This is a genomic window from Actinomycetota bacterium, assembly GCA_030684515.1.
Taxonomy (GTDB): Bacteria; Actinomycetota; Actinomycetes; order S36-B12; family S36-B12; genus UBA11398.
In genome coordinates, this window is the sequence record JAUXVJ010000031.1 from 1 (window position 1) to 18,700 (window position 18,700).

Annotated in this window: 17 protein-coding genes and 1 tRNA gene; 8 read left to right on the top strand and 10 right to left on the bottom strand. The window is 59.5% G+C overall.

Annotation, left to right across the window (positions count from 1 at the left end; all coding sequences use genetic code 11):
- Nucleotides 1-207: 207 nt before the first annotated feature.
- Nucleotides 208-1,197 (top strand): site-specific integrase, encoded by a 990-nt coding sequence (locus Q8M73_12405; GenBank protein ID MDP2289352.1) that lies wholly within the window; start codon nucleotides 208-210, stop codon nucleotides 1,195-1,197.
- Between the two features lie 58 nt (nucleotides 1,198-1,255).
- On the opposite strand, the gene Q8M73_12410 is transcribed toward Q8M73_12405, so the two are convergent.
- Nucleotides 1,256-1,328: transfer RNA gene (locus Q8M73_12410), tRNA-Arg, on the bottom strand.
- A 96-nt stretch (nucleotides 1,329-1,424) separates the two neighbouring features.
- On the opposite strand from Q8M73_12410, the gene Q8M73_12415 reads away from it, so the two are divergent.
- A complete protein-coding gene (locus tag Q8M73_12415) occupies nucleotides 1,425-1,664 on the top strand; it encodes a superinfection immunity protein (protein ID MDP2289353.1) in 240 nt (79 codons plus the stop codon).
- A gap of 9 nt (nucleotides 1,665-1,673) precedes the next feature.
- Here the strand turns inward: Q8M73_12415 and hemL are convergent, their stop codons facing one another.
- The 6 genes from hemL to hemE are packed head-to-tail and all read right to left on the bottom strand — an operon-like array spanning nucleotide 1,674 to nucleotide 8,174.
- Nucleotides 1,674-2,966, bottom strand: coding sequence for a glutamate-1-semialdehyde 2,1-aminomutase (hemL, locus tag Q8M73_12420; GenBank protein MDP2289354.1), 1,293 nt, complete (start codon nucleotides 2,964-2,966; stop codon nucleotides 1,674-1,676).
- Between the two features lie 3 nt (nucleotides 2,967-2,969).
- Nucleotides 2,970-3,944 (bottom strand): porphobilinogen synthase, encoded by a 975-nt coding sequence (hemB, locus tag Q8M73_12425; GenBank protein MDP2289355.1) that lies wholly within the window; start codon nucleotides 3,942-3,944, stop codon nucleotides 2,970-2,972.
- A 13-nt stretch (nucleotides 3,945-3,957) separates the two neighbouring features.
- Nucleotides 3,958-5,019, bottom strand: coding sequence for a ferrochelatase (locus tag Q8M73_12430; GenBank protein ID MDP2289356.1), 1,062 nt, complete (start codon nucleotides 5,017-5,019; stop codon nucleotides 3,958-3,960).
- Nucleotides 5,016-5,726: a chlorite dismutase family protein gene (locus tag Q8M73_12435; protein ID MDP2289357.1), complete on the bottom strand. Its 711-nt coding sequence runs from the start codon at nucleotides 5,724-5,726 to the stop codon at nucleotides 5,016-5,018. Before Q8M73_12435 ends, Q8M73_12430 begins: the two co-directional genes overlap by 4 nt.
- A 3-nt stretch (nucleotides 5,727-5,729) precedes the next feature.
- Nucleotides 5,730-7,100 carry a protoporphyrinogen oxidase gene (hemG, locus tag Q8M73_12440; GenBank protein MDP2289358.1) on the bottom strand — a complete coding sequence of 457 codons (1,371 nt, stop codon included), beginning with the start codon at nucleotides 7,098-7,100 and terminating at the stop codon, nucleotides 5,730-5,732.
- Between the two features lie 3 nt (nucleotides 7,101-7,103).
- Complete coding sequence (gene hemE, locus Q8M73_12445; GenBank protein ID MDP2289359.1) at nucleotides 7,104-8,174, bottom strand: uroporphyrinogen decarboxylase; 1,071 nt, start codon at nucleotides 8,172-8,174, stop codon at nucleotides 7,104-7,106.
- Nucleotides 8,175-8,250: 76 nt separating this feature from the next.
- On the opposite strand from hemE, the gene Q8M73_12450 reads away from it, so the two are divergent.
- The 6 genes from Q8M73_12450 (at nucleotide 8,251) to Q8M73_12475 (ending at nucleotide 15,823) form a co-directional block, all read left to right on the top strand.
- The gene (locus Q8M73_12450) at nucleotides 8,251-9,510 is read left to right on the top strand and encodes a glutamyl-tRNA reductase (protein MDP2289360.1); all 1,260 of its coding nucleotides are present in this window, start codon (nucleotides 8,251-8,253) and stop codon (nucleotides 9,508-9,510) included.
- Nucleotides 9,488-11,146 carry a hydroxymethylbilane synthase gene (hemC, locus tag Q8M73_12455; GenBank protein MDP2289361.1) on the top strand — a complete coding sequence of 553 codons (1,659 nt, stop codon included), beginning with the start codon at nucleotides 9,488-9,490 and terminating at the stop codon, nucleotides 11,144-11,146. Before Q8M73_12450 ends, hemC begins: the two co-directional genes overlap by 23 nt.
- 53 nt (nucleotides 11,147-11,199) lie before the next feature.
- Nucleotides 11,200-12,996: a serine hydrolase gene (locus Q8M73_12460; protein MDP2289362.1), complete on the top strand. Its 1,797-nt coding sequence runs from the start codon at nucleotides 11,200-11,202 to the stop codon at nucleotides 12,994-12,996.
- A 128-nt stretch (nucleotides 12,997-13,124) separates the two neighbouring features.
- Nucleotides 13,125-13,670, top strand: a complete 546-nt coding sequence (locus tag Q8M73_12465) for a single-stranded DNA-binding protein (protein ID MDP2289363.1) — start codon at nucleotides 13,125-13,127, stop codon at nucleotides 13,668-13,670.
- 51 nt (nucleotides 13,671-13,721) lie between these two features.
- Nucleotides 13,722-15,416: an energy-dependent translational throttle protein EttA gene (gene ettA / locus Q8M73_12470; protein MDP2289364.1), complete on the top strand. Its 1,695-nt coding sequence runs from the start codon at nucleotides 13,722-13,724 to the stop codon at nucleotides 15,414-15,416.
- Between the two features lie 2 nt (nucleotides 15,417-15,418).
- On the top strand, nucleotides 15,419-15,823 hold the full coding sequence (locus Q8M73_12475) for an acyl-CoA thioesterase (GenBank protein ID MDP2289365.1): 405 nt from the start codon (nucleotides 15,419-15,421) through the stop codon (nucleotides 15,821-15,823).
- Nucleotides 15,824-15,829: 6 nt separating this feature from the next.
- Here the strand turns inward: Q8M73_12475 and Q8M73_12480 are convergent, their stop codons facing one another.
- From Q8M73_12480 to Q8M73_12490, 3 genes are read right to left on the bottom strand one after another with little or no spacing between them, the layout of a single operon-like run.
- Nucleotides 15,830-16,246, bottom strand: a complete 417-nt coding sequence (locus tag Q8M73_12480; GenBank protein MDP2289366.1) for a globin — start codon at nucleotides 16,244-16,246, stop codon at nucleotides 15,830-15,832.
- Nucleotides 16,243-17,736 carry an SDR family oxidoreductase gene (locus tag Q8M73_12485; protein MDP2289367.1) on the bottom strand — a complete coding sequence of 498 codons (1,494 nt, stop codon included), beginning with the start codon at nucleotides 17,734-17,736 and terminating at the stop codon, nucleotides 16,243-16,245. Before Q8M73_12485 ends, Q8M73_12480 begins: the two co-directional genes overlap by 4 nt.
- On the bottom strand, nucleotides 17,733-18,698 hold the full coding sequence (locus Q8M73_12490; GenBank protein MDP2289368.1) for a mechanosensitive ion channel family protein: 966 nt from the start codon (nucleotides 18,696-18,698) through the stop codon (nucleotides 17,733-17,735). The genes Q8M73_12485 and Q8M73_12490 overlap by 4 nt, the downstream gene beginning before the upstream one ends.
- Between the last annotated feature and the right edge of the window lie 2 nt (nucleotides 18,699-18,700).

An 18,700-nucleotide genomic window follows, 5' to 3' on the forward strand; every position in this document is an offset into this window, starting at 1 on the left:
CGCAGATGTCCATGGCCAGCCGCCCGCTAAGAGAAGGACGGGCAAACAGGGGAGAGGCAAGAAATGAAGCGCGCCAACGGAATGGGAAGCGTCTTCAAGCGGAAAAGTGATGGGCTTTGGATCGCAGCGATCCAGGATCCCATCACAGGCAAAAGCGTACGTCGATCTGCAAAGACAAAGAACGGTGCGGAAAAGTTGCTGCAATCGATGCTTTCGCGCGTTAGAACGGGCGAGATCGCAGTGGACAAGAATGTCTCGCTTGCGCGCTACGTTGAGGACTGGCTGGTTGATCGCGCTGGATTACGACGACGGGAATCGACCGTTCGTGAGTACGAGCGATGTCTCGTGTCATATGTGCTCCCTTCAATCGGTGGAGTGCGCTTAGCCGCGCTCAACACTCCAATGGTGGAAAGTCTCTTCGATCGGCTTGCGGAGGCCGGACTTTCGCATAACTCAATTCGCAACGTAAAGAAGGCGCTGTCCGCTTGTATGTCCGATGCCGTGGCATCCCGAGTCCTCAGCACAAACCTCGTCCGACACGCTCGACTGCCCGAGAACGCGAGGCCGCCTAAGCCCATCGTTGTGCCGACATCGACGGAAGTCCGCGACCTCCTGGAAAGCACTCAAGGAACGGCACTTGGTCGCCTCCTGGTGCTTTTGGTGTCGACTGGTGCTCGGGTTGGTGAAGGCCTGGCGACGAAATGGTCGGATTTGGACCTCGATGCTGGGACTTGGGTTCTCGCGCAAACCCTGACCGTGAATCGTGCCGGGCAGACTGTCATCGGGCGGCGTACCAAGACGGGGCGTGTTCGTAGCATCCGTCTGACTCCGGCAGCGGTACAGGCCTTGCGCGAGCAGCGAGTGGAGATTGCAGCCAATCGTCTTGCGGCCCTGGCCTGGGAGGACAACGACCTGGTTTTCCCCACCGCAATTGGAACTGTGAGTGACCCTCACAATAAACGGCGCGAACTCAAGAATCATGCTCGCAAGGTTGGGTACGAAACGTCCTTTCACGGGCTCAGGCATTACGCGGCCACAGTTGCTATGGCAAATGTGTCATCGACTCAGGTTCAGCAATTGCTTGGGCACGCCAGTCATCGGACAACGACAGATGTGTACGGGCACCTGCTTCAGGGACCCCAAGAGACGGCGGCCAATGCCATTGCGGAGAGTCTCGGTATGCAGGGGTTTGTATAGCGTTTGTACAAGTTGGGCCCATCTGTGGCATGTGTTATCAGGATTTCCTCACAAAAAGTGCGCCCGGAGGGACTCGAACCCCCAACCGACAGGGTAGAAACCTGTTGCTCTATCCATTGAGCTACGGGCGCGTGCGGTGGTCATTCTTTCTTGTCGTGTTGAACGTGGGGAACGTGGGTGCCAAGTCAATCAGTGCTGACGATGACCGCCGCATACGATCGACCACTATGAGCCAGTTTCAGATCGAACCCGCAAAGCGTTCATGGACTACAACCAAGGTCGTAGCCGTCATCGTTGCGCTCTTGAGCGCCGGATACATGTTGCCTTGGGCGATCGCCGCTGTCCGCGACGTTCCGCACTGGTCGGTGTTCTGGGTCAACTTGCTGCTGGGCTGGACGATCATCGGCTGGATCGTGGCCCTTGTCATGTCACTGCGCGCCCAGCAGCAGCGAATCATTGAAGCCTAGAAGCACCCCCTACTCGGCGGCTGATCTCGCCGAGTCATTCGCTGCTTTCTCGATGATCGCAAGATCGTCGTCGTCGTGCGCTGCTGACACAAACCAGGCTTCATAGGCCGACGGTGGCAGCCACACGCCCTTCTCCAACATTGCGTGGAAGAACTTGCCGAAGACTGCAGTGTCTTGAGTCTTGGCATCGTCGTAGTTCTTCACTTCCTGGCTTGTGAAGAAGAAGCTGAAGAGGTTGCCGGCGATCTGCGTCTGATGCTCGATCCCGTACTTGGTGAAAGCCGCGCTGACGATGTTCGCAACGGCGTTGGCCGTTGCGTCGAGATGTTCGTAGACATCTGAAGTGCAAAGCTTCAGGGTGGCAAGCCCTGCCGTGGTGGCAAGTGGATTGCCGCTGAGCGTTCCCGCTTGGTACACGGGACCGGCAGGAGCCAGCAGATCCATGATCGCTGCGCTACCGCCGACAGCAGCAAGTGGCATGCCGCCGCCAATGACCTTGCCGTAGGTGAATAGGTCGGGGGTCCACTGCTCCTGCTTGCCTTCCTTGCCCCACCAGCCGTCGGCAGCAACCCGGAATCCGGTCATGACTTCATCGAAGATGTACAGCGCACCATGCTGCGCGGTGAGATCTCGAATTCGCTGGTTGAAGCCCGGTGGCGGTGGCACGACTCCCATGTTTGCGGGAATCGCCTCGGTGATCACCGCTGCTATGTCCTGCCCTCGCAGATTGAATAGCGCTTCCAGAGCCGGGACGTCACCGTATGGGAGTACCACGGTGTCTTGCGCGGAACCTGCCGTGACGCCCGGGGAGTCCGGCAAGCCAAGGGTTGCAACGCCAGAGCCAGCCGCAGCGAGCATTGAATCGGCATGACCGTGGTAGCAACCGGCGAACTTCACAATGACGGAACGATTGCTTGCAGCGCGTGCAATGCGCAGGGCCGTCATCACGGCCTCGGTGCCGGAGTTCGTGAAGCGGACTTTCTCTATCGCATTGACCAGATCGACGATGGCTTCAGCGAGTTCGACTTCAGGGGGGCATGGAGCGCCAAAGGAGAAGGAGTCCTGCGCTGCTGCGGTCACTGCTGCTACTACGTCCGAGTTGGCGTGTCCAAGGATTGCTGGTCCCCATGCGCCAACGAGGTCGACGTAGGTCTTTCCTTCGACATCAGTGATGCGAGAGCCGTGCGCTTTCGCCACATACGGAGGTGTTCCGCCAACCGAACGAAAGGCCCGCACTGGTGAGCTCACGCCACCGGGGATCACGTTCTGCGCACGGTTGAACCACTCTTGCGAAGTTGTCATTGGCTATCGATTCAGCAGGTGGGCAACCTCAGTTGCCCAGTAGGTGGCGATGATGTCGGCTCCAGCGCGCTTGACTGAGGTGAGGGTTTCCAAGATCGCCCGTTCGCGGTCGATCATTCCCGCAGCGGCGGCGGCCTCGATCATTGACGACTCTCCAGACACCACATAGGCCGCGACGGGAACGTCGACTTCATTGGCAACTCTGGCGATGATGTCCAGATACGGCAGCCCGGGCTTGACCATCACGATGTCAGCGCCTTCGGCAACATCCAGCCGCACCTCACGGATCGCCTCGGTCACGTTCGCTGGGTCCTGTTGATAGGAGCGACGGTCGCCCTCGAGACTTGATTCCACTGCATCACGAAAGGGTCCGTAGAAGGCGCTTGCGAATTTGGCGGCATACGCCAGAAGAACAGTGTCCGTTGATCCGGCAGCGTCGAGTGCTTCGCGCACGGCCCCGACTTGCCCGTCCATCATCCCGCTCAATCCGAGGATGTCGGCGCCAGCATCGGCAAGGGTGAGTGACATGCGTTGGTACTGAGCCAGGGTTGCATCGTTGTCGACGGTTCCGTGTGCATCGAGCACCCCGCAATGACCATGCGTAGTGAACTCGTCAAGACACAAGTCTGCGATCACTGGCATCGCATCGCCGAGTTCGGCTTTGGTCCATCGAATCGCATTGGCCAGAATGCTGTGTGGATCGCAGGCCGCATCGCCATTGGCGTCCTTTGTTGACGGGACGCCGAAGAGCATGACTGCGCCGACACCTGCAGCAGCTGCATCGTTTACGGCCTTCGCGAGCGATGACTGTGAATGTTGCACAACGCCTGGCATCGAACCGATGGCCACTGGCTCGATCGCGCCTTCGCGCACGAACATCGGAAGGATGAAGTTGCCAGCATCCAAGTGCACCTGTCGGACGAGCGTACGCAGGGCATCAGTGCGACGAAGTCGCCGCGGCCGCTCGTTCAGGTTCATGATGCTGAGGAGCCTAGACCCCAGGGATCGTCGGCAATTCTGATCGGGGGTTGGGGCAGCACGTGCCCGAGCAAAGGCCGGCGAGATCAGTGCGCGTTGGTTCACCCAGCCGTGCATCTTCTATGACATCGGCGAGTGCACTGACGAATGAAGGCGAGATCCCGGGTGTCGGGATTCGCACACAGGCGAGGTTGAGTTCCTCGGCAGTGCCCATCGCCTCAGTGTCGAGATCCCACATCACTTCCATGTGGTCGCTGACAAAACCGATGGGTACGAGCACGACAGCTGTGGTCTGTCCTTGGGCAGCGATCTCGCGAAGTGCATCGTTGACGTCAGGCTCGAGCCAGGGTGTCTCGGGAGCGCCGCTGCGCGACTGGAAGACGAGTCGACTTCGCGGGTGCAGGCCTGTGGCAATGCCGACAACGCGCATCACGTCAGCGATCACCGACTCGTGCTGTTTCACGTACAGACCCGGGTACACATGCGGCGCCGGACCCGAGGTTTCGGCACTTGCAGTGGGTAGGGAATGGGTGGTGAAGAGCACATCGATGGCAGCTTCAAGGTGATTGTCATTGACGAGATAGACAAGCGCGTTGGACAGCACCTCAATCACGTGGGCTGTGAAGCCATGTCGATTGCTGTACGGGAAAGCCATGTCGACGCTGATCTGCGGAGCATCTGCTTCGTCGAGTGCAGCAGCAATGTTCTCGCGATACTGACGACATCCGCTGTACGACGGGTAGGCGCTTGTCGCGATTGCCAGCACCCTGGTTCTGCCATCTTCGTCGAGAGTGCGGATGGCATCAGTGAAGTCGGGATCCCAGTTGCGGTTTCCCCAGTAGATCGGCAGATCGATCCCGCGATCCATCAGTTCATGGTGCAAGGCATTCATCAGCTCGCGGTTCTGCTGATTGATCGGACTGACCCCACCGAAGCGCTGGTAGCGCTGGCTGACCTCGTCGAGCCGTTCGCGCGGGATGCCGCGACCTTGCGTCACTCGCTCAAGAAAGGGAATGACGTCGTCTGGACCTTCTGGCCCGCCAAATGAGGCAAGCAGGATTGCGTCATAGCTCATCGAAGGCTGTCGACCCACTCGGCTGCTGCCAATCGCCGACCCGTGAAGAAGGGCACTTCTTCACGTACGTGCAGGCGAGCCTTTGCAGAGCGAAGAGTTCTCATCATGTCGACGATTTCATCCAGATCATCAGACTCAAGGGCCAGCACCCACTCGTAGTCACCCAGGGCAAAGGCAGCAACGGTGTTTGACTGAATGCCCGAATAGTCGCGACCCATCATGCCGTGCTCGAAGAGCATTTCGCGGCGTTCCTCCTCGGGCAGCAGGTACCACTCATATGAGCGCACAAATGGGTAGACCGACACCCACTCCTTTGGCTCCTTGCCCAACATGAACGAGGGAACGTGAGACTTGTTGAACTCAGCTGGTCGATGCATGGCCATGCCCGACCAGGTGACCTCAATTGACTTCCCAAGCTCGCTGCGACGCAAGTCGCGCAGCGCTTTCTGAATGGCGTCCGCACTTGAGGCGTGGATCCATGTCATGACGTCAGCATCGGCGCGCATCCCGGAGATGTCATAGAGCCCGCGGACCACGATGTCCAGATCTGCCCACTTGGCTAGGAGTTGCTCGAGTTCCTCACTTGCCAAGGCGCTCGGCTGTCCTATGCGCTTGAACGCAGTCCAGCAGGTGTAGCGAATGATCTCGTTGGCTTCGCGCGCCGTGAGCTTGGGCGCCGAAGCGACTCGTACATCAGAAGTGACCATGCCTCAGTTTCGCACCTTGTCGATAGAGGCGCGAGCCTGCCCGATGGTGCCGGCTAGACCATTGCCGGCCATGCCAGACACGGCCACCGAAAGGCCAGGGGTGCCGGCGACTGCCGCGCGCAGTTGCGCGACCTTGGCTCGGTGCCCTACGCGAGGGTGCAGAAGAGACCCACTCCAGCGCGCCACGTAGGTGTCCTCGAAAACTGGGAGAGAGCTGCCGAGCAAGAGTTCCAGGTCGGCGTGCGCGATGTCTGGCAATTCGTTGAGGGATTCCTGGATTACTCCGTCGCGTCCATAGGACAGCCGGATCATGTGTCGTCCTGGGCCATAGGACTCGCGGATCCACCCCCACTTCGACGACGCATGGGTGATGGCCTTGGCCCGCAGGCCTGGGGTACTTGGTGCAATCAATGCTCCGGAGCCGAGCGGGTCCTGGTCGAGAAGTTCGGACGAAATGACGGCAGCGAAGACAATCACGTCACCGACGTACATCTGACTCAGTGGTTCGTGGACTTCAGGAACTGCCGTCAGCACACTCGCTGCACTGCGCGCATCAAGTGCAACGACGACCTGGTCTGCAGTGAAGACGCCGCTAGTTGTCTGCACTGTCCACTGCGTTCCGCTTTGCGAAACGTTGAGCACAGTTACGCCAGTGCGCAGATCCACGCCGCTGGCTTCAAGTGACTGAATCACAGCGGAAGCAAGCACGGACATCCCTCCGCGCAGTCCGCGGATGGCTGAACCCGGAATCCCCGAAGCAGAACGCATTGCCATCGCAGCATTGGCAAGCCCGCCGTGCTTGACAGTCGCCGACGTGATTCCGGGGCTGATGGCCTCGGCTTCGGCAAGGTCAGGATGCAGTGCGTGTACTCCGCCAACGACTGGAGTGGTGATCAAGTCAGCGACCGCATCACCGAGACGTTGACGGACGAGCGCACCCAGCGTGAGTGCTGGATCCCACTCCTTCGGCACTTGCTGCTCGTCCAACTGCGCAGCGAGTTCAGCGGCGTCTTTGCCGATGATCGCCACAACCTCAGGTGCCAGTGGGTTGGTGGGAATACCCAGAAGTGCGTGCGGCATGGCGAAGGTGCCATGAGGGACTACCAGGCGTGAGTCAGATCTGCGCGGTTCAACCGAGAGGTGCGTGAGTCCAAGCTGCTCGATTAGTGCCGAGGTGTCCGGGCGGGTGATGGCGTACGACTCCGCGCCGACATCCACTGTCACCCCGCCAAGGCTCACTCCTTGGACCGCTCCGCCTAGTCGGTTGCCGGCCTCGAGCAGGAGCACAGAGTGTCCCGCGTTGGAAGCCTCCAAGGCGGCCATAAGGCCGCCAGCGCCGCCGCCAACGATGACGACATCATGACGATCGGTCACGCGTCAGCCTTCTTCATGCACGAGAGCGACCATGCGCGTCAGCACATCAGGATCAGTGTCTGGTGGCACGCCGTGACCAAGGTTGACCACGTGGCCGGGTGCACTGAGCCCGCGATTCAAGACATCTCGCACATTGGCAGCCAAGAGATCCCAAGGTCCAGCAAGCAGTTCTGGATCGATGTTGCCTTGCAGCGCGGTGCTACCGCCAAGCAGGTCGTTTGCCATATCGAGCGGCGTGAACTGGTCGACGCCGACGACAGTGGCTCCCACGTCGCGCATCGCAACCAACAGGTGCCCGGTTCTGGTGCCGAAGTGAATGCGTGGAACGGGCAGGTCTTCAACTTGCTGCATTACAGCGGCTGAGTGGGGTGCGACAAATGTCTGATACTCATCGAGAGTGAGCGCGCCAGCCCAGGAATCAAACAACTGCACGGCGCTTGCTCCCGCAATGGCTTGAGTGCGAAGGAAGACACCCGTGGTCTTGGCTACCCAGGCAAGCAGTGCGTGCCAAGTCTGCGGATCCTCACGCATGAGTGCCTTGGTGTGGAGGTATTCGCGTGAGGGGCGACCCTCAACAAGATATGAAGCCAAAGTGAAGGGGGCTCCGGCAAAGCCAATGAGCGGCACCGGGCCCAACTCTGCGACCAGGATGCCGATTGCTTCGATGATCGGTGCCAAGGCCGCAGGGTCAAGCTCTGGCAGATTCTTGACCTGCTCAGCAGTTCGGATCGGCTCGCCCATGACTGGCCCGACCCCGGCGACAATGTCGACGTCGATGCCCGCGAGCTTCAAGGGAATAACGATGTCACTGAAGAAGATGGCGGCATCGACCTTGTGGCGGCGAACCGGCTGCAGTGTGATTTCAGCCACCATGTCCGGTCGAAGGCAGGAGTCCAGCATCGCTGTGCCCTCGCGCAGCGCGCGGTACTCGGGCAGGGAACGACCTGCTTGTCGCATCATCCAAATGGGTCGAGTCTTGGGGCGTCCGCCTCGATATGCCGTGATCAGAGCCGAATTGGAAGTCGATCCGCCGATCAGTGGGTGCCGCGCAGGCAGTCCATCTGGAGAAGTCATGCCTAGAACTTAGTAGAAGCGCGTCTGAGCAAGGTTCCGCGCGATGGCTGGGCGTGCTCGGCCCTAGAATCACAGCATGGTGATGGTCATGGTCGGCGCGAGCCATCATGACGTCACCCTCGACGAAGTCTCACGACTTACGGCCGCCGGAGAGGGCTTGGCCCGGAAGCTGACCCAATCCAGCCCGGACATCAATGGTGCTGTGGTGCTGTCCACCTGCAACCGCTTCGAGATCTATCTCGATCTCGAGCGCTTTCATGATGCGGTCGAACTCACCACCGCGTCTGTCGCGCAGGCGGCGCGCCTTGATCCAGATTTCGTTGTCGATGCCATGCGGGTACTTGTGGGCACAGCCGTGGGCCAGCACCTCTTCTCCGTCGCATCTGGCCTGGAGTCGATGGTGGTTGGCGAGGACGAAATCGCCGGACAGGTTCGCCAAGCCCTTGCCACAGCCCAGGAAGAGCGAACCACTTCACCGACACTTGAGCGGCTCCTGCAGCGCGCACTCGCGACTTCCAAAGCGGTGACGAGTTCAACCGGACTCGGTGCGGCCGGCCGTTCGATTGTCAGCGTGGGCCTGGATGTTGCTGAGCAGCGCTATGGCTCGCTCGCAGGCCGTCGTGCCCTGATTCTTGGTACCGGTTCCTATGCGCGCGTGGTCACGGCGGCACTGCAAAAGCTGGGATGCGTGGACATCCATGTGTATTCCTCGTCTGGTCGTGCAGCACAGTTTGCGCATTCGCGTGAACTTGTCCCAGTCGAAAGCGAGCAGCTCATTGCGGCCATCGCTGATGCGCAACTCATCGCCGCGTGCAGTGGCACTTCTGAATATCTCGTGGACCAGTCAGTGATGGTGGCGGCCCGAGGCCTGCGCGGGTCTGGCGATATCCCAGTGATTCCCATCATCGATCTGGCGCTTACTCCGGATGTTGCACCTGAAGTAGCGCAGTGTGCGTGGGCTGATGTCATCAATCTGGAAGTCATTCGCGAGTTCGCGCCGCGTGAGCATTCCTCAGCGATCCTTGAAGCACAGGACATCGTGCTGCAGGCCGTAGCCGAATTCGAACTCACCGAGTCCGGTCGCAGCGCTGATCACGCGGTCGTTGCCATGCGCACGCACGTCATGTCGATCATCAATGAGGAGATGGAGCGCATCCGCACCCGCGTTGATGCCGACACAGCCGAAGAAGTTGCCCGTGCCCTTCATCGAGTCTCCAACACGATCTTGCACACACCTTCAATTCGCGCGCAGGAGCTTGCCCGCACCGGAGATTTCGCGGACTACCAGAAGGCGATTCACACGCTCTTTGGTATTGACCTCGACGCCCGTGGCTAATCCGATCCGACTTGGCACTCGCGCAAGTCTGCTCGCCCGCACGCAATCGGCTACGGTCGGAAATGCGCTCTCCGAGATCACCGGGCGGCCGTGGGAAGAAGTCCATATCCGCACTGATGGTGATGACACGACAACATCGCTCAATCAGCCAGGCAATCCAGGACTGTTTGTCTCAACTCTTCGTCGTGCGTTGTTGGCGGGTGAGGTTGACGTCATCGTCCACTCGTTCAAGGACCTGCCGAGCGCACCGGAAGCCGGCATCGTGTTGGCAGCTGTGCCTGAACGCGAGAATCCCCGAGACGTGCTGGTCTGCCGAGATGGCCTGACTCTGGCGACTCTGCCTCAGGGCGCTCGAGTTGGTACGAGCTCACCTCGACGTTCAGCGATGCTGCTGGCGAAACGTCCTGACCTGAGGATCGAGCCGATTCGCGGCAATATCGACACCCGAATCCGCAAGGCGCTCGACGGCGATATCGACGCGGTCGTGCTGGCATATGCGGGCATCGCGCGCATTGGGCGCACAGATGTCATAAGCGAGGTATTTGATCCCGAGGTGGTGGTTCCTGCCCCCGCCCAAGGCGCACTTGCAGTTGAGTGCCGCGAAGGAGATCCGCTGGTCGCGTTTCTTGCTCGACTGCAGGATCGGTTTGCTCGACTGACCACTGCCGCTGAGCGTGAAGTGCTTGTCGGTATCTCAGCTGAGTGCACGACTGCCATCGGTGCGTACGCCACGTACGACGGCGCAGAACTCACACTGATTGCAGAGCTCTTCGACGAGAACCAGCATGCTCGAGTTCGGCTTACCCGTAGCGTCGAATCGAATTCGATCGCCATTGCACGGGGGATGGGATTGTTTGCTGCTTCAAAACTCGTGCTCGCCAGCGACATCAATCCAGTGCTCCTTGTACGCGCCAATGACAATGAAGCCGACCGTGATGCCTTGGCTGCACTCGGACTCGGGTCGATCACCGACTCATACCTGAACATGTCTACTTCGCTCTCGCGTTCAAATGCCGACACTCTTCTGTCCAAAATGGCAGAAGGCGTCGATTGGCTTGTGGTCACTTCTCAGATCGCAATGCCAAGCTGGGCGTCACTTGTCGGACGTGACCGATTGGTCAGCGTCCTCGCCGAAGCGCAATCCAAGGGGATGCGGGTAGCAGCAATTGGCGCCAAGACCGCCGAAAGTCTGCACGCACTTGGTGCATCGATTGATCTGATGCCGCAATTGCCATCCGCAGCGGGTCTCTTGGCGGAGTTGCCGACGAAGGCTGGCACCTTGGTGTTCCCGCACGGGAGCATTGCAATGCGGGCCCTTCCCGAAGGTCTGGCGAGTCGTGGATGGTCGATCACCGAAGGTGTGGTCTATGAAACCAGCGTGGTGCGACCAGAGCCGATTTCTACCTCGCTGCTTCGCAGCGGTGATATCAGTGCGATCATCTTGCGCTCCCCGAGCGCTGCGCGTGCTGTTGCACAGCATCTTGGTACCAGGACGTCGATTCCGGTCATTGTCTCGGGTCCAACGACGGCCGATGCAGCCCGATCGTTGGGCTTCAATGTGGCATCTATCGCAAGCAGCCCGGCTGCCGTTGAAATGGCGCGAGCGGTCAGCGAGGCCATCAACTCGGCGGGTTAGCGCGGGGAAGGGTCTGAGGAGTAGATCCTGTGGTGCTGTGGATACTTGCTTGCGTGCGCGCTCGAGTGGCCATCGCAACGCCGTTGATCCTCGTCCTCCTGGTTGCTGCTGGCCCTATGTCAGCGGGCGCGAACACGGTCAGCAATGCGCAGCTCATCGAAGGTTCTGCGCAGGATGCTGGCTTCATTCCCAAGTACCTTGATCAGATCAGGCCTGATGTAAATGAGGGCCTGGCTACGCAGTCCTACGGCCATCCGGCGTATGCGGGAGCCGCAGTCGTTGCCGCCAGACATGGGGTGATCGCTGAGTCATTCAGTACCGGGTTCGCGCTGAGATATGCGAATGCATCAAGTGAACTGCCACGCGACAAATGGTTACCCGTGCGCGAGCGCACCATGTTTGATCTGGCATCCCTCACCAAGGCCTTCACCGCGACGGCTGCTACCCAGCTCATGGCTAGCGGTCGACTGAGGCTGGAAGCACCTGTTGCGCGCTACCTGCCCGAGTTCGCACAGGCCGGCAAAGGCTCCATCACCATCCGCATGCTGCTGACCCACACCTCTGGTCTGCCAGCCGATCCGGTGCCCGCACTTTGGAGTCCGGTGTACACCAGCAACGAGCAGCGGTGGGCTGCGGTTATGGCGACCGTGCCTATTGCCGCACCTGGAGCTCAATATCTCTACTCGGACGTGAACTACTTGACCCTTCAGCGAGTGATTGAAGGCGTCACTGGGTACGGCTTGAGCCGGGTAATTCGCGAAGGCATCACTGGCCCGCTGGGCATGCGCAACACTATGTTCAACCCGCCACGCAGCCTTCGGTATCGGATCGCGGCCACCGAGTATCAAGTGCCCCCGCTGGAGCCGGCTCGGGGAATGGTGTGGGGATCAGTCGACGATGAGAACGCTTGGGCGCTTGGCGGAGTTGCTGGTCACGCAGGACTGTTCTCCACGACACATGACTTGGCGATCTTCAGCCAGATGATTCTCAATCGCGGCAGTTACGGCGGCGTCCGAGTCGTGCCTCGAGCGTGGGCTGATGGATTCTTCCGCGACTACAACAGGGCATATCCAGGCGAGGGTCACAGCCTGATCATGCAGATCAACCAGTACCCAGATTACTTCGGCGCAATGGACACCTTGCACACGATCGGCCATACCGGATTCACAGGTACGAGCATCGTCATCAACCCGGTCGACGACACATTCGTGATCCTGCTGACCAATCGCGTGCATCCGACTCGCACTTGGACAGGTTCCTACGGAAACAATCCGCAACGACGAGCGGTTGCCGATGATGTCGCCAGAGCTGTCGCGGTGCGCCCTCTTGAGGGGAAGTACTCGTGGTTCTCTGGCATGCCGACCAGCCCGCTCGACATGGCTGTGCGCACTCAAGCTTCCACACTGACTGTGCCGGTCGAGCTTGGTTCGAATGATCGGTCAGCACAATTGCATTTCAACCTTTGGTACCGACTCATCCCCTCGCAAGCCGGACCTCAGGCGCAATTGGGAACTCTTCAGACCTCAGTGGATCAAGGTCAAAGCTGGCAGCCACTGCCATTCGCCCTTCGCCAGGGCAACTCTGTGGTCAGGCACGCAGTCGGAACATTCACTGGCCTGAATCAGCCTGGCTGGTCCAACGCGATTGCGAGTCTTCCGGTGCCACCCGAGGGATCATCGAAGTTGCTGGTGCGCGTGCAAGTAGCCAATCAAGCGTTGTGGCAGGGCCGAGGTGTCTACGTCAACCACATCACGGTGCGCAGCGCAGGCAATGTCGTCTTTGACGATGCCCGTGCTCGCGATGCTGACTCCGTGGTCGTGAGTGGGGGCTTCCAACGCAGCGCCGACTAGTCCGCATGTGAACGTTGCTCGAGATTGCGGATCGTGTCCACAGCCGCCAGTTGATCGGTTCACAGTCGGTGAATGGTTCTGCATGGTTGCGACATCGAGAACTATCTCGATCCGCTCAAGGAGGTCCTATGCACGACATCACTCTTACCGTCGTGGGCAATGTGGTCAGCGATGTTTCGCTGAGGTTCAGCGCGGCAGGTGATCCCGTTGCTTCATTCCGTATTGCCTGTACCCCTCGTCGCTTTGACCGAGGCTCGGATCGCTGGGTCGACAGCGACACCCATTACTTCGGCGTCTCCTGCTGGCGCGACATGGCTCAAAATGTCGTGCAGTCAGTGACCAAGGGCATGCCGATCGTTGTGCACGGCAGATTGCGATCTCGTGAGGTGGAACGTCCGTGCGGGGAGTCATCGCATCGCATTCGCTACCAGGACATTGAAGCTCGCTCGGTTGGGCCAGATCTGGCTCGCGGAATCTCAACGTTCAGTCGGGTCAAGCGTCAGGCCGTTGTCGAAAGCGAGGAGCGGCTCATTGCCGACCTGCAAGGCGCAGAACTGGCGATTGCTGAGCTTGATGAGGTTCCTGAGGGGATTGATCCAGAGACGGGCGAGATCATGGGGGAATTCGAACGGCTTGGTTCGGACCAGATGAGCGAGGTTCCCGTCAGCGCCTAGCGGCTCTGGCTCTGAACTCGGCCATATTGGCAGGCCATTAGGCTGGCGTATATGGCCGAGTTCATTTATACCCTCAGTAAGGCGCGCAAAGCGCACGGCGACAAGGTCGTTCTTGACAACGTGACCCTCTCGTTCCTGCCCGGAGCCAAGATCGGGGTGGTCGGCCCCAACGGAGCAGGCAAGTCCAGCTTGCTCAAGATCATGGCCGGCTTGGATGACGTCTCCAATGGCGAAGCGATGCTCATGGAGGGTTTCACAGTCGGCTTCTTGCAGCAGGAGCCCAAGCTTGATGAGACCAAGACGGTGCTTGAGAATGTTCAGGATGGCGTCTCGGAAATCAAGGGGATGGTTGACCGCTTCAACGAGATCTCCGTTGAGCTGGCCAGCCCGGATGCTGACTATGACGTGCTGCTTGCTGAGATGGGCCAGTTGCAGGAGGCCATCGATCACAAGAACGCCTGGGATCTGGATGCGCAACTCGAGCAGGCAATGGATGCCTTGCGCTGCCCACCCGGCGAATCTGAGATCGGCGTGCTTTCTGGTGGTGAGAAGCGTCGGGTAGCGCTTTGCCAACTGCTGCTTCGCCAACCCGACCTACTGCTGCTTGACGAACCGACCAACCACCTTGATGCCGAGAGTGTGCAATGGCTGGAGCAACACCTCGAGAAATACCCAGGCACCGTCATTGCCATCACGCACGATAGGTATTTCCTGGACAACGTTGCCGAGTGGATTCTCGAACTCGACCGCGGCCGGGCGTTCCCATACGAGGGCAACTACTCCACTTACCTGGAGACCAAGGCCACTCGTCTGAAGGTCGAAGGCCAAAAGGACGTCAAGCTGCAAAAGCGCCTGACCGACGAACTCCAATGGGTCCGCTCAAATGCCAAGGCACGCCAGACCAAGAGCCGTGCCCGACTTGATCGCTATGAAGAGATGGCAGCCGAGGCCGATAAGGCACGCAAGTTCGACATGGAAGAGATTCAGATTCCACCCGGCCCTCGTCTGGGCGCAGTTGTGGTTGAAGCCAATGGTCTTACCAAGGCCTTCGGCGATCGCATCCTCATCGACAATCTCAGCTTCACTCTGCCGCGCAACGGCATCGTCGGCGTCATCGGTCCCAACGGTGTCGGCAAGACGACCCTGTTCAAGATGATCGTTGATGCAGCCACGAGCGAAGGCGACATCGATGCGCAGCCCACATCAGGTGAGCTCAAGATCGGCGAGACCGTCAAACTCTCATACGTTGACCAGAACCGCTCCGGCTTGGATGCCTCCAAGAACGTGTGGGAGATCGTCTCTGACGGCCTTGATTGGATCAAGGTTGGAAACGTGGAAATGCCTTCCCGGGCCTATGTCTCAGTGTTCGGCTTCAAGGGCCCCGATCAGCAGAAGGCCGCCAAGGTGCTGTCAGGCGGTGAGCGCAACCGGCTGAATCTGGCTCTCACGTTGAAGATGGGTGGCAACCTGCTGCTGCTTGACGAGCCGACGAACGACCTCGATGTTGAAACTCTCGGATCCCTTGAGAACGCACTGCTTGAGTTCCCAGGATGCGCAGTCATCACGTCCCACGATCGCTGGTTCCTTGACCGTATCGCCACACACATTCTGGCCTACGAGGGTGAATCTGAATGGTTTTGGTTCGAAGGCAACTACGAGAGCTACGAAGCCAATAAGGTCGAGCGTCTGGGTGCAGAAGCGGCTCGTCCGCATCGCGCCACGTACCGCAAACTGACCCGAGGGTAGATATGACTGTCGTACGACTCATGATGCAGCGGCGCATCAGCGACCTTGATGGGCAAGGTCACGTGAACAACGTGAACTACAGCCAATTCATTCAGGAAGCACGCGTCAATCTCAAGAATGTCCTGATGAAGGAGCGTGCTGCTTCTTTCGGGCAGGTTGTTGCCAAGATGGAGATCAACTACAAGGTTTCACTTCTTCATGGCTCTGAGCTCGTGCCGATTGACGCCTGGGTTTCGCGCATTGGCACCAAGTCCTACGACATCAACTATGTGCTCTATGACGAGCAGGGTCGGGTCTCACTCGAAGCCAAGAGCACGATGGTTGCCACATCTGGCGGCGTCTCTTGTGAGATCGCCGATGATGTCCGTGCGATTCTGGAAGCAGCACTGGAGCAGCCCGCTTCCTAGCGCCCCTTAGCTCTGCGGGCCGCTTTGCTGTGGAGGCAGATCGTCATCGACGTTTTGCATTGCGAACGCCGCTGAGGCGAGGTATTCCCAAAGTTCCTGGCCGTACTCGTGGGCAATGTCCTGCTCTTCCAGGGCAGCGTGCATCAGCACAAGCCAGCGATCTCTTGCACGAGAGTCGATGTGGAAGTCAGCATGCCGCATGCGTAGCCGCGGATGACCTCGTAACTCCCCGTAGGTCTTGGGGCCACCCCAGTACTGCTCAAGAAACATGCGCAGCCGATCTTCGGCTGGTCCCAGATCAGCTGGCGGGTACATGGGTCGAAGGATTTCGTCAGTCGCAACCTTGGAGTAGAAGGAATGCACGAGACTGCGAAAGAAGTCGGCACCACCGAAGAGTTCGAATGGCGTGGGTTCGGTTGTCACTTGTCGATTGTGCCTGATGACTCAGGCGTACTTTCCGCATGCTCCACGATGCCGCGCGCCATTGGCGGAAAGATGAATGCGTGGAACGGAGCAACTGCCCACCAGTAGATGTGCCCCGCGAGTCCACGCGGTGCGAATACAGCGCGCTGTCTGAGGGTAGATCCGCCGTCTTCCTTGGCTGATACCCGAAATTCCAACCAGGCCCGGCCAGGCAGTCGCATCTCTGCGCGCAGGCGAAGCAGAGACGGGTACTCGCGTTCCTCCACCCGCCAAAAATCCAGGGGCTCGCCGATCATGACCGTATTTGGGTCGCGTCGACCTCTGCGGAGCCCCACTCCGCCGATGAGCTTGTCCTGAAGGCCGCGCAGCCCCCAAAGGAAGTTGCCCGCGTACCAGCCATGGTCTCCACCAATGCGCTCCACAGCACGCCACAGTTGCTCTGGTGACGCTGAGCTGTTGAGTTCACGCACGTCGTTGTACAGGCTTCCGCCAGCCCAATCCGGATCGCTGGGAAGTGGCTCGCTTGCCACATTGGTCAGAGTTGCGCCGCTCCAGCGAGTGGCAACTTTGGCATCCCGCACACGCGCGAGTGCAGCTGCTACCGCCTGTTCGTAGGTGAGCAGCCCTCCGGGCGGGTCGGGCACGAACTGTTTGATGTCATCGTTGGAGCAAACGGCCGCGTGCTTCAACGAGCGCACTAATGGTCGCGCAATTGATCGTGGCACTGGAGTGACCAGATTCACCCAATGACTGGAGAGCTCTGGGGAGAGCAGGTTGATTGGAAGGATGATGCGTTTCTTGAGTCCGGCGACCTTTGCGTAGAGCTGCATCATCTGCTGGTAGCTCAGCACGTCGGGTCCGCCGACATCGAATGAGCGACTCACGCTTGGGGGCAGGGTTGCGCAGCTGACCAGATAGCGCAAGACGTCGCGGATCGAAATGGGTTGAGTCTTCGTACGTACCCATCGTGGAGTGATCATCGCCGGCAGGCGCTCAGTGAGGTATCGAAGCATCTCGAAGGAAGCTGAACCAGAGCCGATGATCACAGCGGCACGCAACTCAATGGTTGGCACGCCAGAGGCCCGCAAAGCCTGCCCCACTTTCATGCGCGACCGCATGTGAGGTGACATGTCCTGCTCGCTCAACGGTGGAACGAGGCCGCCCAGATAGATGATCTTGCCGACCGACTGCTGCTGCGCGGCCGTGGCGAAGGTCTGTGCCATCGCAAGCTCAGTCTGCTCCAACTGCGGACCTTGCTGGAGCGAATGCAGGAGGTAGTAGGCGACATCGACACCATCGAGTGCTTCCACGACTGATGCTGGATCCAATGCGTCGCCGCTGACGATCTGGACCTGTCCTACCCAAGGAATGTCACGCAGTTTCTCGGGCGATCGCGCAAGCACTCGCACGGTGAAGCCTCGTTCGAGCAACTCGGGGATGAGTCGTCCTCCGACGTAACCGGTAGCTCCTGTTACCAAGCAGAGAGTCATGGCTGCATCGGAGTCTCTGGATGATCGCCGCGCGGATCCTGCGCAAAGCGTACGGTCTGCACCGGCATCTTGATGCCTGCGGCATCCAGTGCCTGCTTCATGGCTTGCCTCAGCACTCGCGTTGCAATGAACTGCTGCTCGGGGGCCGTCTTGGCCACGATACGGATGATGACTGCATCGCCTCGGACGATTTCCACTCCGGCATACGAGGGAGCGTCAAGCAGAATCCGGTCGTACTGCGGATCGGCGCTCATGCGCTGGCCTTCGGCGTCGATCACTGCTCGGACCTGCTCCAGATCGGCGTCGTACGAAAGTGGGAAATCGATGCGTGCGATCGTCCAGCCCTTGGATTGATTGGCGACGAATGCCATCTGGCCGTTTCGGATGTACCAGACAGTTCCGTCGAAATCGCGAATGCGAGTGCAGCGCAGTGCCACATCCTCGACAGTTCCTGTGACGGTGCCGACATTGACGACATCCCCGACCCCGAGTTGGTCCTCAAAGATCATCGAGATGCCGGCGAGATAGTCAGCCACCAGTTGCTGTGCTCCAAAGCCGAGAATCACGCCTACGACACCGGCGCTGGCGAGCAGTGGAGCCAGATTGATGCCGACGGTCGTCATCATCGTCAGCACTGCGATTGTCCAAATCGTCACGATCGAGATGCTGCGCAGGAGCGCACCCATAGCTTGGGCACGCTGCTCGGTGCGTTGAGTCATGACGACAGCGGTCAGTTCTGAAGTGCTGTCCAGCGATCTCAAGTCGCTCGTACGGGGGGCACGGGACCTGGACACCATGCTGGCAACGATTCTTCGAATGGCGCGCGTGATGACCAGCTGTGCCACGACGGCGCTCACCACAATGATCAGCAGCTTGAAGGGGATGTTCCAAGGCCACTCTGTGATGGTGGTCCAGATGGAATCCCAAGTGGACTGCTCTTCAGCCAGCGTAATCATCGGCATCG

What these genes read in the sequence shown, in the direction of transcription:
- Q8M73_12405 (MDP2289352.1), top strand. Translation starts at nt 208, where the DNA reads ATGCTTTCGCGCGTTAGAACGGGCGAGATCGCAGTGGACAAGAATGTC.
- Q8M73_12415 (MDP2289353.1), top strand. Translation starts at nt 1,425, where the DNA reads ATGAGCCAGTTTCAGATCGAACCCGCAAAGCGTTCATGGACTACAACC.
- hemL (MDP2289354.1), bottom strand. Translation starts at nt 2,966, where the DNA reads ATGACAACTTCGCAAGAGTGGTTCAACCGTGCGCAGAACGTGATCCCC.
- hemB (MDP2289355.1), bottom strand. Translation starts at nt 3,944, where the DNA reads ATGAACCTGAACGAGCGGCCGCGGCGACTTCGTCGCACTGATGCCCTG.
- Q8M73_12430 (MDP2289356.1), bottom strand. Translation starts at nt 5,019, where the DNA reads ATGAGCTATGACGCAATCCTGCTTGCCTCATTTGGCGGGCCAGAAGGT.
- Q8M73_12435 (MDP2289357.1), bottom strand. Translation starts at nt 5,726, where the DNA reads ATGGTCACTTCTGATGTACGAGTCGCTTCGGCGCCCAAGCTCACGGCG.
- hemE (MDP2289359.1), bottom strand. Translation starts at nt 8,174, where the DNA reads ATGACTTCTCCAGATGGACTGCCTGCGCGGCACCCACTGATCGGCGGA.
- Q8M73_12450 (MDP2289360.1), top strand. Translation starts at nt 8,251, where the DNA reads ATGGTGATGGTCATGGTCGGCGCGAGCCATCATGACGTCACCCTCGAC.
- Q8M73_12465 (MDP2289363.1), top strand. Translation starts at nt 13,125, where the DNA reads ATGCACGACATCACTCTTACCGTCGTGGGCAATGTGGTCAGCGATGTT.
- ettA (MDP2289364.1), top strand. Translation starts at nt 13,722, where the DNA reads ATGGCCGAGTTCATTTATACCCTCAGTAAGGCGCGCAAAGCGCACGGC.
- Q8M73_12475 (MDP2289365.1), top strand. Translation starts at nt 15,419, where the DNA reads ATGACTGTCGTACGACTCATGATGCAGCGGCGCATCAGCGACCTTGAT.
- Q8M73_12485 (MDP2289367.1), bottom strand. Translation starts at nt 17,736, where the DNA reads ATGACTCTCTGCTTGGTAACAGGAGCTACCGGTTACGTCGGAGGACGA.
- Q8M73_12490 (MDP2289368.1), bottom strand. Translation starts at nt 18,698, where the DNA reads ATGCCGATGATTACGCTGGCTGAAGAGCAGTCCACTTGGGATTCCATC.